The 14,354-nt window shown below is 64.0% G+C and carries 12 protein-coding genes; 3 read left to right on the forward strand and 9 right to left on the reverse strand.

Annotated features, from left to right (window positions below; genetic code table 11):
- Positions 1-8: 8 nt before the first annotated feature.
- The gene (locus tag ACMCNM_RS11790; RefSeq protein WP_412764393.1) at positions 9-3,155 is read left to right on the forward strand and encodes a CusA/CzcA family heavy metal efflux RND transporter; all 3,147 of its coding nucleotides are present in this window, start codon (positions 9-11) and stop codon (positions 3,153-3,155) included.
- Positions 3,156-3,285: 130 nt separating this feature from the next.
- On the opposite strand, the gene ACMCNM_RS11795 is transcribed toward ACMCNM_RS11790, so the two are convergent.
- The 7 genes from ACMCNM_RS11795 to ACMCNM_RS11825 all read right to left on the reverse strand — a co-directional run bounded on the left by ACMCNM_RS11795 (position 3,286) and on the right by ACMCNM_RS11825 (position 11,421).
- Entirely contained in the window at positions 3,286-4,623 is a 1,338-nt protein-coding gene (locus ACMCNM_RS11795) for an MFS transporter (protein ID WP_412764394.1), read from the reverse strand.
- A gap of 148 nt (positions 4,624-4,771) precedes the next feature.
- Positions 4,772-5,542, reverse strand: coding sequence for a hypothetical protein (locus tag ACMCNM_RS11800; RefSeq protein ID WP_412764395.1), 771 nt, complete (start codon positions 5,540-5,542; stop codon positions 4,772-4,774).
- 117 nt (positions 5,543-5,659) lie between these two features.
- Positions 5,660-7,810: a TonB-dependent receptor gene (locus ACMCNM_RS11805; RefSeq protein ID WP_412764396.1), complete on the reverse strand. Its 2,151-nt coding sequence runs from the start codon at positions 7,808-7,810 to the stop codon at positions 5,660-5,662.
- A gap of 66 nt (positions 7,811-7,876) precedes the next feature.
- On the reverse strand, positions 7,877-8,284 hold the full coding sequence (locus tag ACMCNM_RS11810) for a DUF2946 family protein (RefSeq protein WP_085273260.1): 408 nt from the start codon (positions 8,282-8,284) through the stop codon (positions 7,877-7,879).
- A gap of 81 nt (positions 8,285-8,365) precedes the next feature.
- Entirely contained in the window at positions 8,366-9,142 is a 777-nt protein-coding gene (locus ACMCNM_RS11815; protein WP_085273261.1) for a ParA family protein, read from the reverse strand.
- A gap of 128 nt (positions 9,143-9,270) precedes the next feature.
- Entirely contained in the window at positions 9,271-10,854 is a 1,584-nt protein-coding gene (locus ACMCNM_RS11820) for a diguanylate cyclase (protein ID WP_412764397.1), read from the reverse strand.
- A gap of 87 nt (positions 10,855-10,941) precedes the next feature.
- Entirely contained in the window at positions 10,942-11,421 is a 480-nt protein-coding gene (locus ACMCNM_RS11825; RefSeq protein WP_412764398.1) for a hypothetical protein, read from the reverse strand.
- A 128-nt stretch (positions 11,422-11,549) separates the two neighbouring features.
- On the opposite strand from ACMCNM_RS11825, the gene ACMCNM_RS11830 reads away from it, so the two are divergent.
- Both ACMCNM_RS11830 and ACMCNM_RS11835 read left to right on the forward strand, forming a co-directional pair.
- Positions 11,550-12,047 carry a GNAT family N-acetyltransferase gene (locus ACMCNM_RS11830; protein ID WP_412764399.1) on the forward strand — a complete coding sequence of 166 codons (498 nt, stop codon included), beginning with the start codon at positions 11,550-11,552 and terminating at the stop codon, positions 12,045-12,047.
- Positions 12,048-12,179: 132 nt separating this feature from the next.
- Positions 12,180-12,503 carry a hypothetical protein gene (locus ACMCNM_RS11835; protein WP_412764400.1) on the forward strand — a complete coding sequence of 108 codons (324 nt, stop codon included), beginning with the start codon at positions 12,180-12,182 and terminating at the stop codon, positions 12,501-12,503.
- 65 nt (positions 12,504-12,568) lie between these two features.
- Here ACMCNM_RS11835 and ACMCNM_RS11840 read toward each other — a convergent pair whose 3' ends face one another.
- Together ACMCNM_RS11840 and ACMCNM_RS11845 are read right to left on the reverse strand one after the other, a co-directional pair.
- Entirely contained in the window at positions 12,569-13,906 is a 1,338-nt protein-coding gene (locus ACMCNM_RS11840; protein ID WP_186678771.1) for an OprD family porin, read from the reverse strand.
- Complete coding sequence (locus ACMCNM_RS11845) at positions 13,903-14,337, reverse strand: pseudoazurin (RefSeq protein ID WP_186678769.1); 435 nt, start codon at positions 14,335-14,337, stop codon at positions 13,903-13,905. Before ACMCNM_RS11845 ends, ACMCNM_RS11840 begins: the two co-directional genes overlap by 4 nt.
- Between the last annotated feature and the right edge of the window lie 17 nt (positions 14,338-14,354).

Consider the following 14,354-nt stretch of genomic DNA (forward strand, 5'->3'; position numbering starts at 1 on the left):
ACGACGCCATGTTCGAACGCCTGATCCAATTCGCCATCGAGCAGCGCCTGGTGGTGATGCTTGCCGTGCTGCTGATGGCTGCGGTGGGTATCCACAGCTACCAGAAACTGCCCATCGATGCCGTGCCGGACATCACCAACGTCCAGGTGCAAATCAACACCGCCGCACCCGGTTACTCGCCATTGGAGACCGAGCAGCGCATCACCTTCGCCATCGAAACGGCCATGGCCGGCCTGCCAGGCCTCAAGCAGACCCGTTCGCTGTCCCGCTCGGGCTTGTCCCAGGTCACGGTGATCTTCGATGACGGCACCGACCTGTTCTTCGCCCGTCAATTGGTCAACGAGCGCCTGCAGGTGGCCCGTGAACAGTTGCCCGACGGCATCGAGGCGGGCATGGGGCCGATTTCCACAGGGCTGGGCGAGATCTTCTTGTGGACCGTCGAGGCCGAGGAGGGCGCGCTCAAGGAGGACGGTACGCCCTACACCCAGACCGACCTGCGGGTGATCCAGGACTGGATCATCAAGCCGCAGTTGCGCAATGTGCCGGGGGTGGCCGAGGTCAACAGCATTGGCGGCCATGCCAAGCAGTACTTGATCGCACCGGAGCCCAAGCGCCTGGCGGCCTACAAGCTCACCCTCAATGATTTGATTGCGGCACTGGAGCGCAACAACGCCAACGTGGGGGCCGGCTACATCGAGCGCAATGGCGAGCAGTTGCTGATCCGCGCACCGGGCCAGTTGGACTCCGCCGAGGACATCGCCAACATCGTCATCGCCAGCGTCGACGGCACGCCGATACGCGTCAGCCATGTCGCCCAGGTTGGCCTGGGCCAAGAGCTGCGCTCTGGGGCTGCGACTGAGAATGGCCGTGAGGTAGTGCTGGGCACTGTGTTCATGCTGATCGGCGAGAACAGCCGCACGGTCTCCCAGGCGGTGGCGGCCAAGCTGGTCGAGATCAACCGCAACCTGCCCAAGGGCGTAGTCGCGGTGACGGTGTATGACCGTACCAACCTGGTCGAAAAAGCCATCGCCACGGTGAAGAAAAACCTGATCGAAGGCGCGATCCTGGTCATCGCCGTGTTGTTCCTGTTCCTGGGCAACATCCGCGCTGCGGTCATTACCGCCATGGTCATCCCGTTGTCGATGCTGTTCACCTTTACCGGCATGTTCAGCAACAAGGTCAGTGCCAACCTCATGAGCCTCGGCGCGCTGGACTTCGGCATCATTGTCGATGGCGCGGTGGTGATCGTCGAGAACGCCATTCGCCGCCTGGCTCACGCCCAGCAACGCCATGGCCGCATGCTGACCCGCGCCGAGCGCTTCCATGAAGTGTTTGCCGCCGCCCGTGAAGCACGGCGCCCGCTGATCTACGGGCAGTTGATCATCATGGTGGTGTACCTGCCGATCTTTGCCCTGACCGGGGTCGAGGGCAAGATGTTCCACCCCATGGCCTTCACCGTCGTGATCGCCCTGTTGGGTGCCATGATCCTCTCGGTGACCTTCGTGCCGGCGGCGCTGGCGCTGTTCGTGACCGGCAAGGTCAAGGAAGAAGAAGGCTTGGTCATGCGCACCGCGCGCCAGCGCTATGCGCCGGTGCTGGGCTGGGTATTGGGCCGGCGCAAGCTGGCGTTCGCCGGGGCGGCAGCGCTGGTGGTGTTGTCCGGGGTGATGGCCAGCCGCATGGGCAGCGAGTTCATCCCCAGCCTCAGCGAGGGCGACTTTGCCCTGCAGGCGCTGCGCGTGCCAGGCACTAGTCTGTCTCAGTCGGTAGACATGCAGCAGCGCCTGGAGCGGGCGATCATTGCCCAGGTGCCGGAAGTGGAGCGCGTGTTCGCCCGCACCGGTACTGCCGAAATCGCCTCGGACCCGATGCCGCCGAACATCTCTGACGCCTACGTGATGCTGCGTCCGCCCGCGCAATGGGCCGACCCGAGCAAGCCACGTGAGGCGCTGATTGCCGAAGTGCAGCGCGCCGCGGCCAGTGTACCGGGCAGCAATTACGAGCTGTCGCAACCGATCCAGTTGCGCTTCAACGAACTGATTTCGGGTGTGCGCAGTGATGTGGCGGTCAAAGTGTTTGGGGACGACATGGACGTGCTCAACCAGACCGCTGCGCAAATCGCCAGCAGCCTACAGCGTGTGCCGGGCGCCTCGGAGGTCAAGGTCGAGCAGACCACAGGCCTGCCGGTGCTGACCATTGATATCGACCGCGACAAGGCTGCCCGCTATGGCCTCAATGTCGGCGACGTGCAAGACGCCATCGCCATTGCTGTGGGGGGGCGTACGGCAGGCACGCTGTATGAGGGCGACCGACGTTTCGACATGGTAGTGCGCCTGCCAGAGACTATGCGCACCGATGTCGACGGGCTTTCCAGCCTGCTGATACCGGTACCGGCGAGCAGTGCAGCCGGCGCTGCCCAGATCGGTTTCATCCCGCTGTCCCAGGTCGCGACATTGAACCTGCAACTGGGGCCTAACCAAGTCAGCCGTGAGGATGGCAAGCGCGTGGTGGTGGTCAGTGCCAACGTGCGTGGCCGCGACCTTGGCTCGTTCGTGCAGCAGGCCGAGCAGGCCCTGATCGAGCAGGTGCAGATACCGCCCGGTTACTGGACGCGCTGGGGCGGCCAGTTCGAGCAGTTGCAGTCGGCCGCCGAGCGTCTGCAGGTGGTAGTGCCGGTGGCCTTGCTGTTGGTGCTGGCCTTGCTGCTGATGATGTTCAACAACCTCAAGGATGGCTTGCTGGTGTTCACCGGTATTCCGTTTGCCTTGACCGGTGGGGTACTGGCGCTGTGGTTGCGGGATATTCCATTGTCTATTTCCGCAGGGGTGGGCTTCATCGCGCTGTCGGGGGTGGCGGTGCTCAATGGTCTGGTGATGATTGCCTTTATCCGCAGCCTGCGCGAGGAAGGGCGCACGTTGCGGGTGGCGGTCGAGGAGGGTGCGTTGACGCGCTTGCGGCCAGTGCTGATGACCGCGTTGGTGGCCTCGCTGGGGTTCATCCCGATGGCATTGGCGACCGGCACCGGGGCCGAAGTGCAACGGCCGCTGGCGACCGTGGTGATTGGCGGGATCCTGTCGTCCACGGCGTTGACGTTGCTGGTGTTGCCGGCGTTGTACCAATGGGCGTATCGGCGCGAAGAGGGGGAAGAAGGCTGATAATGCCGGGCCCGCTGTGCGGCCCATCGCCGGCAAGCCAGCTCCTACAGGTACCGCGCCTTTTCTGGCTGGCGCACTACCCGTAGGAGCTGGCTTGCCGGCGATGGGCTGCAAAGCAGCCCCAAAAATCTCAAACGCTGCTTCGTACCCCAGGCCGCACGCTATCGACGCCGGCCTCATCATGCAACGAAATCCGCGACGTCTCCGGCAATGCCAACCCTCCGACCAGCGCCACCAGCGCAATCACCACCAGGTAAAACGCCGGTGCCAGGCTGCTACCCGTCTGCCCGATCAACCAGGTCGCCACCAACGGCGCAGTGCCACCGAACAGCGTATAGGCCACGTTGTAGGTAATCGCCGACGCGGTATAGCGGGTCCGTGTGGGGAAGCTTTCCGACAGCAATGCCGCAGTCACCACCCCGCTGCACAGCGCGCCCACGGCCAGCAGAATCACCCCCAGCAGCGCCCCGGACAGTGAGCCGGAACTGGCCAGCCAATACGCCGGGAACACACAGACCATCACCCACAGGCAGGTGAAACCAATGGTCTTGCGCCGCCCCACCCGGTCAGAAAACGCCCCGGCCAGCGGGCAGCCGACGGCAGCGAACAACAACGCCACTGTGGTTACCAGCAGCGATTGCGCACGGGTGAGGTTGCCGACCAGTTGCAGGTAGGTGGCAAAGTAGGTGGTGAACATATAGAACGACAGCGCCGTCAGCGAGATAAACGCCCCTAGGTTGCGGATGGCCCGGCCATGGTTGCGCAGGGTCTCCTTGAGCGGCGAGTGCTCGTGTTCTTTGCCTTGGGCCACAGCTTCGCGGAACGCCGGGGTTTCTTCCATGCGCCAGCGCAGGTACAGGCCTACCAGGCCCAACGGGGCGGCGATCAGGAAAGGCACGCGCCAGCCCCAGGCGTTCATCGCCTCGGCCGTCAGGTTGGCTTCCAGGCCGTAGGCGATCACCGCCGCGCAGGCAAAGGCTGAAAAGGTCGAGACCGGCACGAAGCTGCCGTAGAACGCGCGCTTGTCGTTGGGCGCATGCTCCATCAGGTAGGCGCAGGCGCCGGCGTACTCGCCACCCGCCGAGAAGCCTTGCAGGCAACGGGCCAGGGTCAACAGCACGGGTGCCGCCAGGCCAATGCTGGCATAGGTCGGCAGCAAGCCGATCAAGGTGGTGGAGCCGGCCATCAGCAAGATGGTCAGCGACAGGATGCGCTTGCGCCCCAGGCGGTCACCCAGTGCGCCGAACACGATACCGCCGAGCGGGCGCAGGGCAAATGCCACGGCAAACACGGCGAAGGTCTTGAGCAAAGCCACGCTGGCATCTTCACTGGCGAAGAACTGGCTGGCGATCAGCGTGGCGACAAAGCCATAGACGGCAAAGTCGAACCACTCGACGAAGTTGCCGATGGCAGAGGCGGCGATCACCCGGCGCAGGGTGGCGGGGGATACCTCATGAGGTGCGGACATGTGGGAGCTCTCCGGTTTCCATTGGCAGCCTGAATGAACGTGACGCGGTCGGGCCGCGTCATCATTGTTGTGCTTGCCAGTAGATCGGTGAGCGCCTGCGGGGGCTTCGTCGAGGGCGACACTGGGATGCCTGTTTCAACCAGGCAGGCTACTGCCGGCCAACCTTCCACGGGGCGTAGTCGAGTTCGCTGTAGCCTTCGGCTGTGCCTTGCTCATTGGTGCTGAAGCCCGGCATCGTGCTCAGGTCGAGCTTCATGCAACGGCTGTTGAGCTGCACCTGCAGGTTGCCGTCCAGGCGGAAGGCCGCTTCACGCAGGCGGGTTGGGGAAAGCTGCACCAGGCAACCCTCGACCTTGCCTTGGGCATTGGCCTGGTAGAACACCGTCGCCTTGCCGATGCTGGTGACCGGCTGATCGCGCAGCAGCTGTTGCCAGAAGTACTCGCGCTGGGCGTTGGCGCGTTGGCGCGCACTGCCGGGGGCCTGGATAGACGCGGGCAGCTGAACGATGATCGGTGCGCGTACGTCGAGCGTTGCCTCGCCGCCGAACAGCGACGCAGGCACGACCGGGTAAATGGTCTTCCAGCACAGTGCCTCGACCAGGTTGGCCAACGCCTGATGGTCGGAGGGCATGACGTCGGCGGGCAGCAGCGCGCCGTATTTGAACGGGGCCTTGCTGGCCTTGCAGGCGACTGGGGCGCTGTGCCGGTCGAAGGTGACCTGCAGGGTGACGGCGCCCAGCTGCTCGCCGGTTGGGGCCAGGGCAATGCTGCGCTCCAAGGCGCGCTGCATCTCGACAGTGAAGGTTTTGAACGCCTGCGCATCGGCGGCTGCCTGAGTGTCCGTGGACGCGGACGCTTGGCAGCCAGCCAGGGCAATCAGAGCCGCGCTCAGGAGCGCGGGGGGCAGAGTTTTGAACACGTGAACTTCCTTGCTGAAACGGTAGCCGGGTGTCTTCGTGAGCCGGCGGGTCATGAACGTGGCAGCTTATCACTGGCAGCGCTGCCACGGGATAACCCCCGTGGCAGCGCTGTTCGATCAGAAGCGCATGTCCAGCGCCACCTCGAAGGTACGCGGAGCACCCATGTAGTACTGGGAGCTGTAGGCCTGCTTGGCATACACCTCGTCGGTCAGGTTGCGCACTCGCCCGGTCACTGTGGTGTGCTCATCCAGCCGGTAGCGGGCGAAGGCACCGAACAGCGTGTAGGCCGGTGCCTTGAGGGTGTTGGCATTGTCGGCATACACCGAGCCCACGTAGCGCCCATCGACCCCCGCCGACCACGCGGACGTGAAGCTGTAGGTCAACCACAGGTTAGCGACGCTGGCCGGTACGTTGACCGGTGTATTGCCCTTGCGTGACACCGATACCCCGTTGACCGCTTCGTTGAACGTGTCGTACTGCGCGTCGACGTAGGCGTAGTTGGCCTCGGCCAGCAGTTTCGGCGTGACCTGCAGCCGCCCGGACAGCTCGACGCCGCGCGAGGTCTGCTGCCCGGCCTGCACCGTCTGGTTGGCATCGTTGGAATCACGCACGGCAAAGTCTTTGCGCACGATCTGGTACAGCGCCAGCGTGGCGGCGCCGCGGCCGTCGAGGAAGTCGAACTTGCTGCCGACCTCCCATTGCTCGCCCTTGGACAGGTCGAACAGGCCGACGTTGGAGTAGGTCGCCGCCGCCAGTGAACCGGCTGGCAGATCGGCCGAGCTGCTGTACTGCGCGTACACACTGGCACTGGGCGTCAGCGCGTAGGTCAGGCCGATGCGCCCGGAAAGCGGCTCCCAGCGGCGCTCGAAAAACGCCGGCGAGGTGGGCGAGACCGTTCCGTAGTTGGTCACTTGCATGTCGAGGTAGTCATAGCGCAGGGCCGTCAGCAAGGCCAGGCGATCGGTCAGTTGCAGGCGGTTTTCGGCAAACACCGCGCGGTTGGTGACTTCGTGACGACGCTGCTTGGTCAGGCCGGCATTCACCCCGGGGATGTCGTCGAAACTGCCAGGGTCGAAATGGTCGGGGTCGACGACGTCGCTCCAGCTGCTCGACGTCGGGTAAAGGGTCTGGCGCATGCGCGAGTATTCCAGCCCTAGCGACCATTGGCTGGCGAAGCCGAACAGGGTGTTGTCATGGCGTAACTCGATGCGGTCGCCCAACAGATTCTGGTCGTGGCTTTGCAGGTAGGGGCTGCTGCGCTGCACATTGCCATTGGCGGTGTAGCTGTAGCGTTCAACGTTGCGGTAGTCGCGCTGGGCGTTGTAGTGGTACAGCGTGTTCTGCACGCTGGTGCTGTCGCTGAGCTGGTAGTCGAGGATCGAACGCAGCCAGCGTACCCGCTGCTCGTAGCGGCCGTCCGCGACGTTGTAGTTTTCGAAGCGGCGGCTTTTGTCGATCTTCATCGTGCTGCGGCCCGGCAGGATCGGCGAACCCCAGTACGGGCTGTCTTCGCGGTCTTCCTGGTACTCCAGCGCCAGGGTGTGGGTGAGGTTGGGCGCCAGGTCGCTGAGTACCGAAAACACGAGGCTGTCGGTGTTGCGCTGGTTACGGTCGATGTAGCCGTTGCCCTGGCCCCGGCTGAAGTCCAGGCGCATGAAGTGGCGGGCGTCGGCGGGGTTGCTGGCCAGCGCCTGATTGATGCCGAAGGCCACTTCTGAGTCGTCGAAACTGCCGTAGCGCAGGCGGCCGTCGATGATCTGCTGATCGCGGCTGGCAAGCTTGGTGATGTAGTTGATCGAGCCGCCCACGGCGCCTGCGCCATGCAGGAAAGAGGACGGCCCGCCGATCAGTTCGACCCGGTCGAGTACCCAGGCATCCACTGGCCGTGTGGCACTGCTATAGCCCAGGTTGATGCCGTTGTAGAGCTGGGTGACCTGGTTCTGGGTGAAGCCCCGGTAGGCGACGAAGCCGCCATAACCGGGGTTGGCCGAGGCGTTGACGCCGGTCATGGCGTTGATCACGTCCTGGCTGTCCTTGGCGCCGTGCGCCTCGATCAGGCGGCGGTCCGAGACACTGACCGACGCCGGGGTTTCCCGTGCGGTGAGGCCCAAGCGCGAACCGGTTTGGATCGGCTCGTCCAGTTGCACACCGGAGGGGGCGTCGCGTTCGCCATCGATGGTGGTGGCGTTGAGTTCAACCGGGGCAGTGTCGGCCCAGGCGAAGGTGCAAGTGCCCATGAGGAGCACCAGGGAGGTCTTGCGGATCATGTTGTCGTGTCTTCCACGCAAAAGTCATGGCTGACCGCGAGCGCGCACAGGCGCACCCGCTTGAGGTCAGGCGAACAGAAGGGCTGCGGGAAGCGCGGCGGGGGAGGCGCGGGGGTTGAGGGCAGGGCGCAAGTAGCGCGGCGGCGGTTGTGCCCAGCTGCGCACGACAATGGGCGAGGTGGCCCCGGACTGGGGGGGCAGGAACGCCCAGCCGGTGTGGGCAAGCGGCACTGCCAGGCCGAACGAGGAGCACACGGGGCAGTCGAGCTGAGCCATGTGCTGGTCGCCACCGGCGTTGTCCAGGTTGATGGCCGGGCCGTGGTCACTGCTGATCGAACAGAAACCACCCTCGAGGCCCGCCAGGCGCAGGCCACTCATCTGGCCGTGATGCAGGCCGCACAGCAATAGGCTGAACAGGACGCTGGCATAGAGCGTCCAGGCGGTCAGCGTGCGGGTCTGCCGGGTGGTTTTCATGGCGGCGAATCTATCACCCGAATGCGTGATCGGGTAGCCCTGGTGACGCAAAATGCTGGGGTGCAAAGCACCCCGCTTGGCTCAGGCCGCGCGCTCCAGCACGTCCAGCAGGTCGGCAAACTCCAACGCCAGCTTGTGCCGCGGTGCCATGTGCACCAGCGGCACCGACGCCTGGTGTGATTCGCGCATCTTGATCGAGCTGCTCAGGTACACCGGCAGCACCGGAACCCCTTCACCGCGCAACTGATCGACCAGTGTCTGGTGCAGTGCCGTGCGCCCGGCGAACTGGTTGACGACCACGCCCTCCACCTGCAGCGCTGGGTTGTGGTCCTGGCGCAGCTCTTCCACTTCGGCCATGACGCTGTGCAGCGCATGGCGCGAGAAGCTGTCGCAGTCGAACGGGATCAACAGGCGTTCGGCGGCCACCAGGGCGCTGAAAGTGTAGAAGTTCAGGGCCGGCGGCGTGTCGATGTAGATCCGCTCGTAGTCTTCGGCCAATTCCACCAGCAGCTTGCGCAGCTTGTTGATCTTGAACTTGCTCTCCAGCTTGCTTTGCAGGTCGCTGAGGTCGGGGCTGGCGGTGATCAGGTGCAGGTTGCTGTAGCGGGTTTCGGTAATCGCCACACGGGGCTTTTTGCCGTGCGCGGTGACGGATGACAAGGTCTGGCGGAAGAAGTCGGCAATGCCCGAGGGGATGGCGTCATTGACCAGGCCGGTCAGATAGTAGGTGGCATTGGCCTGTGGGTCGAGGTCGACGAGCAAGGTCCGATAGCCTTCAGCGGCACTGGCGGCAGCCAGGTTGCAGGCGATGCTCGACTTGCCGACGCCACCTTTCTGATTGAAAACCACACGACGCATGAGACGCTCATCCATGAAGAGTGAAAATGTCAGGTTGGGGTCAATCCTATGACTGAAACACGACAGTTTTATGACAAGGCTTGTAACAACTTTTGCGAAGGGCCTGGCAGTGAAGGTTTGCGCGGGTCTCAGGGCTGAACTCGCGCGACACACACACGATTGCGCCCATTCTGTTTGGCCGCGTACAGCGCCCGGTCCGCCTCGCTCAATGCATCGCCAGGCTCGCTGCCTGCGCCGCCCGGCCAATGCGCCACCCCCAGCGAGATCGTCACCGCGCCCACGGGTTCCACCGGCGTATCCTGCACCGTTACCCGTAGCCGTTCTGCCACTGCTGCCGCAACCGCCAGGCTTGCCCCCGGCAGCAGCATGAGAAACTCCTCGCCACCGGTGCGGCAAAGCAGGTCGCCCTCTCGGCAACAGCGGCGCATCAGCTCGGCCAGCCGCTGCAGTACCTGATCGCCCACCTCATGCCCATGGCCGTCGTTTACCCGTTTGAAGTGGTCGATATCGAGCACGATGGCCGAAAAAGCCCGCCCTTCGGCTTCCAACAACGACAGGCTGAATTCCAGGTTGCGGCGGTTGCCCAGCCCGGTCAGTGGGTCGGTCTGGGCATCGCGGTTAAGCCGGCCGATGCGCTCTTGCAGCAGGTTGAGCCCGAACAGCAGCGCACGCTTGAGCTCAGCCGCCTCGAAGTACCAGGCCGGCACCCGATGCAGGCGCTCGGCGGTGCCTGAGCGGTCCATCGACCTGGCCCCGGCCGCCAATTGCCAGAGTGGCCGAGCGATGGTCATCGCCAGCCACCACAGCACCAGGCTGCCCACCAGCGCCAGCGGCGCCGAGGTGCCGATAACGTTGAGCACAAGGTGGCTCAAGGGCGCCACGGTCTGCGCCAACGGTTGCTGCGCCACTACACCCCAGCCAGCGCTCGGCACCGTGGCAAACCCTGCCAGCATTTCCACGCCCTGGCTGTTGGTCAGCTGGCGGGTGCCGCTGTCCAGGGTCGCCAGTTGATCGATCAGCGGGTTGCCTTCCACCACCGTGCCCACTCGCTGGTTGTCCGGGTGATAGAGCAGGCGGCGGTTGCGGTCGACCACATAGAGATACGAGCCGTCCTTGTAGAAGTGCTCGCCCAGCAGGCTGTTGAGGATGTTGCGCTCGCGCAGGTACAGGCTGCCACCGACGTAGCCCAGGTAACGCCCATTGGCATCGAAGATCGGCTGCGACAGTGCCACCACCAGGTTGTTGGCGGCGGACAGGTAGGGCGTCGACACCAGCGCCTTGCGCCCTTGCAAGGCCTCCTGAACCCCGGGCGACTGCACCTTGGTATTGAGGTAGTGGCGCAATGAGGCAGGGGAGATTGCCCGCAGGATCCCGTCGGCATCGACTACGAACGTCGAGTTGAAGGCCAGGCCCTGGTGCAGCACGCGGTCGGTCTCCGCCTGCAGCGCGGCGGCATCAGCCAACTGGTGGGCTTGTACGCCGGCACTGAACGACAACTGCTGCAAGGCACTGGCGATGAAGGTCTCGGTGATCGACGCCAGCTTCGCCGCGTACACCCGGTTGGCCTCCAGGGCGTGGTCGATCAGCAACTGACGCTGAACCCGGTAGCTGGCGAAATAACTGGCGCACAGCATCAGCAGCGCGGTGAGGGCACAGAGAATCAGAATGAGCGAGCGTAAATCCAGGCGCAATCCGTGCTTGGGGTGTGGCAATCCTGACCTCACTGGTACGAAAAGGGAGTAACCCTGCTGCTTGTAGGTGTAGTGCGTTATTGTCGCCGCGGCGGTGTGTTACGTCGATCAGGAACCTGCTTTTTCCAGTTCAGCCAGCTCATCTTCGACCTGCTGCATGCGCTGCTCGGCCAATGCCTGCACCTGGGTGTCGCGGGCGGTTTCGCGCATCAGCGCGGTCAGTTTTTCGCTCAGGCGCTTGCCGGCCGCTGTCTCTTCAAGTGCGCGGGCCTTGGCCGGGTCTTGCATGGCGTCGACGATGCTGGCGAATTCAGCGTCGCTGAAATTCTTTTCGCTGTAGAGCTTGAACAAATCCTGGCGCTGGTCTTCGACCGTCAGGTGTTTGCGCAGCACCTCACGGATGCGCGCCTCGGGCACCTGCGGGTGGGCTGGGGCCAGCAACGACGCCATGCGGTCGATGTTGTGCTCATAGGCGTCCTGCAGCGGCAGCTTGGCCAGGATCTGCGCTTCGCGGGAGGGATGCTGGTCGCAGGCGGCGAGGGCGGTGATCAGTAGCAGGGGCAGTAGCAACGTCTGGAGGCGGGGCATGGGGTGGCCTGGTTGGGCGGTCTAGGCCTGCGATTATACCGGTGTCTTGATCGCGATGAGCCCAGAATTTGCCAGGGGCGGCGCGCTGGGGTAGAACCTTTGCCCTCGACTCATTGCCTGTAGCCCACATGCCGAATTGGATCATCCAACCCGTCCCGCGTGACGCCATCGACGAGGTGGTCGTTTTTGTCGACGGCGCCCGCCGCGAACTTTTCCCGCAGCTTGCCGACGCACCGTTGCCCCCTGACTTGGCTCGCTTCGCCGAGACTTACCTGGACGGCGAAGGCGTGTTTCTCGAAGCCCGCGATCAGGGCCGTTTGGTGGCCGTGATCGGCTATGTGCCCTATGACCATCGCTTCGCACAACTCGACTATCAGCGGGTGTGCGTGGTCGAGGTAGTGCGCTTGTTCGTGTTGCCGGCCTATCGACGCCATGGCCTCGCCGCCGCCTTGTTCGCCGCCTTGCGCGGTGCGGCTGAACAGGCGGGTGTCGAATGCCTGTACCTGCACACCCACCCGTTCCTGCCGGGCGCGATTGCCTTCTGGGAGCGACAGGGGTTCGTGGTGATCGATGTGGAGCAGGACCCCGTCTGGCAGACCACCCATATGCAGCTGACGCTGGCATGACGTCGCCGTAATCGGTCAGAAACCCCCTACAGCTGTTGTTGTGAAGTGTTCAACGCGTTCATTTCCATAACGTACCTGCTTGCTTACCGTCTCCCTCAAGGCTTACCCAACGCCCCCAAGGGAGACTCACCGATGCCACACATGGCCCTGTACAAGCTCAAACTGCTGGACGAATTCGAAGACCGCAGAGACCCGTGGTCGTTCGGCCACTTCGAAAACAGGCTGATGGATTTGTGGCGGGGTGCCACGCGCCACGACGCCAAGGGCATCATCAATGCGGCGCACAAGGAAGGGCGTTGGCCCAATACGGTGAAGCGCTACCTGCTGACCAACTACAAGGCGTTTGGCAATGTCAGCTCAGAAATGGAGCAGACGTTTATGGAAGTGCTTGCTGCGATGACCTCGCAGGAAAAAGCCGAATGGGGCTTGCAGCCGCCATCCGCGGCAGCGTCTTGAACCGGGGGGCTGCTGCGCAGCCCGTCACCGGCACGTTGGCGCGAAGCTTGGTCTCTGAACGATGATCAGAACCCGCCGCCCAGCGGCCACTCGACTGCCAGGCGGATCTGGTCACCATCCAGTTCCGCCTGCGCCGTGTTACCCCGGTGCGCGTTATGCCGTACCGAGAACGTGGTGCCCTTGGCCTTGCCACTCTGCACCACATAGCGCGCTTCCAGGTCGCGCTCCCAGTGCTTGCCACCCTTGCCATACCCCAGGTACGCGTAGCCGCCGGTGGGGTCGACATGCGTGCCATCGATATCGAACCCGCGCACGTACAGCGCCGTCAGGTTCAACCCGGGCACACCGTAGGCGCCCATGTTCAGGTCATAGCGCGCCTGCCATGACTTCTCGTTCGGTGCGTTGAAGTCCGACATCTGCACAGCGTTGGCGATATAGATCGCGCCCCGCGTCACATAGTCGAACGGTGTATTGCCGTCTACCTGCTGCCAGCCCAGGCTGAACCCGTGCGGCCCCTGGTTGTAACGCGACACCAGGCTCCAGGTGGTGTTGTCGATGCGCCCGGACAGCGCCTTGCCGGTGTCGGTGGTGCGGTACAGGTTGAGGTCCAGGCTCAAGCTGCGCCGGTCATCCAGTGCGTGGGTCAGGGTGCTGCCCAGGTAGTGCTGGTTCCAGCTGTCCTCGTAGCGCGAGGTATACAGGCTGCCGCTGAAGGCCGCGCCGGGGTTCCAGGCCACGCCGGCCAGATCGAAGGCATTGCCCTGGCGGCCATTGGAATAGTTCACCACGAACCCTTGATCGTGGCTTGAAGCGTTGCGATCCGCGTTTTCATTGAAGTGGCCGGCTACCAGCCGAAGCGTGTCGATCTCGTTGCTGGTGAGGAAAAACCCCGTCGCGGTCTCGGGCAGCAAGCGGCTGTCGGACGAACTGAATACCGGGGTTTTCACCCGCTGCTCGCCGTAGGACAGCACCGTGTTCGACACCCGCATCTTCAAGGCTGCGCCTGCTCGGCTGTATTCGTTTTTCGGGTGCCCGTCGTTGTCGATGCCCAGCAAGCGCGCCTTGCCGGCACGGCCACCGCCGCTGTCGAGCTGTACGCCCAGATAAGCGTGGGCATCGACACCGACGCCGATCAGGCCTTGGGTAAAGCCAGACTGCAAGGTGCCCATCAAACCGTAGGCCCATTCTTCAGCTTTGCCGCTACGTTCGTCGCGCGGCTTGTAGGCATTGCGCGCACTGCTGTTGCGCCCGCCATGCTTGTAGTCGCGCTGGTCGAACACGCTGCGGTTGAGGATGCTCCAGCTGGCGTCTTCTACCAAACCGTTGCTCTGGGACTGAGCGGAGTCAGCCAATGCGAGCGGGGAAAGCCCGAGCAGAGGCAGGGCCAGCAACAGCCGGCTCATTGCCCGGCCCCCAGCTTCTGCAGTTGCGCTTCGAAGCGGGTTTTCGCCCGTGCAGGCAGGCTGGCAGGCACTGTGGCCGGCGCCGCGTCACCCACCTGGATCACCATCACCATGCCCATCGCCAGGTGCGGAATGCACTGGATACCGTACATGCCGGGTACGTTGAAGGTGTGCTCGTAGGGCTGGTTGAGCTTGCTCTTGAACGCCTCAGCGCCCTGCGGCAGCAGCCCCGGCACACTGGCTGCGTTGTGCCCACTCATGGTCGGCACAAAGCGCACGGTATCGCCGGGTGCGATGCGCAAGTGGTCCGGCTCGTAGACCATCGCGCCCTGCGTACCGCGGTTGAGCATCTTCACTTCATGCACGTCTGCCAGCGCGGCAGGGGCAAACAGGGTGCTGGCGAGCAGCAGGGCGACAGGGCGCAACAGCATGGTGGGAACTTCCTGGT

The organism is Pseudomonas sp. NGC7, assembly GCF_047159675.1.
GTDB lineage: Bacteria > Pseudomonadota > Gammaproteobacteria > Pseudomonadales > Pseudomonadaceae > Aquipseudomonas > Aquipseudomonas kermanshahensis.

Coding starts and splice junctions, on each gene's coding strand:
- ACMCNM_RS11790 (WP_412764393.1), top strand. CDS start 9: ATGTTCGAACGCCTGATCCAATTCGCCATCGAGCAGCGCCTGGTGGTG.
- ACMCNM_RS11795 (WP_412764394.1), bottom strand. CDS start 4,623: ATGTCCGCACCTCATGAGGTATCCCCCGCCACCCTGCGCCGGGTGATC.
- ACMCNM_RS11805 (WP_412764396.1), bottom strand. CDS start 7,810: ATGATCCGCAAGACCTCCCTGGTGCTCCTCATGGGCACTTGCACCTTC.
- ACMCNM_RS11810 (WP_085273260.1), bottom strand. CDS start 8,284: ATGAAAACCACCCGGCAGACCCGCACGCTGACCGCCTGGACGCTCTAT.
- ACMCNM_RS11815 (WP_085273261.1), bottom strand. CDS start 9,142: ATGCGTCGTGTGGTTTTCAATCAGAAAGGTGGCGTCGGCAAGTCGAGC.
- ACMCNM_RS11825 (WP_412764398.1), bottom strand. CDS start 11,421: ATGCCCCGCCTCCAGACGTTGCTACTGCCCCTGCTACTGATCACCGCC.
- ACMCNM_RS11830 (WP_412764399.1), top strand. CDS start 11,550: ATGCCGAATTGGATCATCCAACCCGTCCCGCGTGACGCCATCGACGAG.
- ACMCNM_RS11835 (WP_412764400.1), top strand. CDS start 12,180: ATGCCACACATGGCCCTGTACAAGCTCAAACTGCTGGACGAATTCGAA.
- ACMCNM_RS11840 (WP_186678771.1), bottom strand. CDS start 13,906: ATGAGCCGGCTGTTGCTGGCCCTGCCTCTGCTCGGGCTTTCCCCGCTC.
- ACMCNM_RS11845 (WP_186678769.1), bottom strand. CDS start 14,337: ATGCTGTTGCGCCCTGTCGCCCTGCTGCTCGCCAGCACCCTGTTTGCC.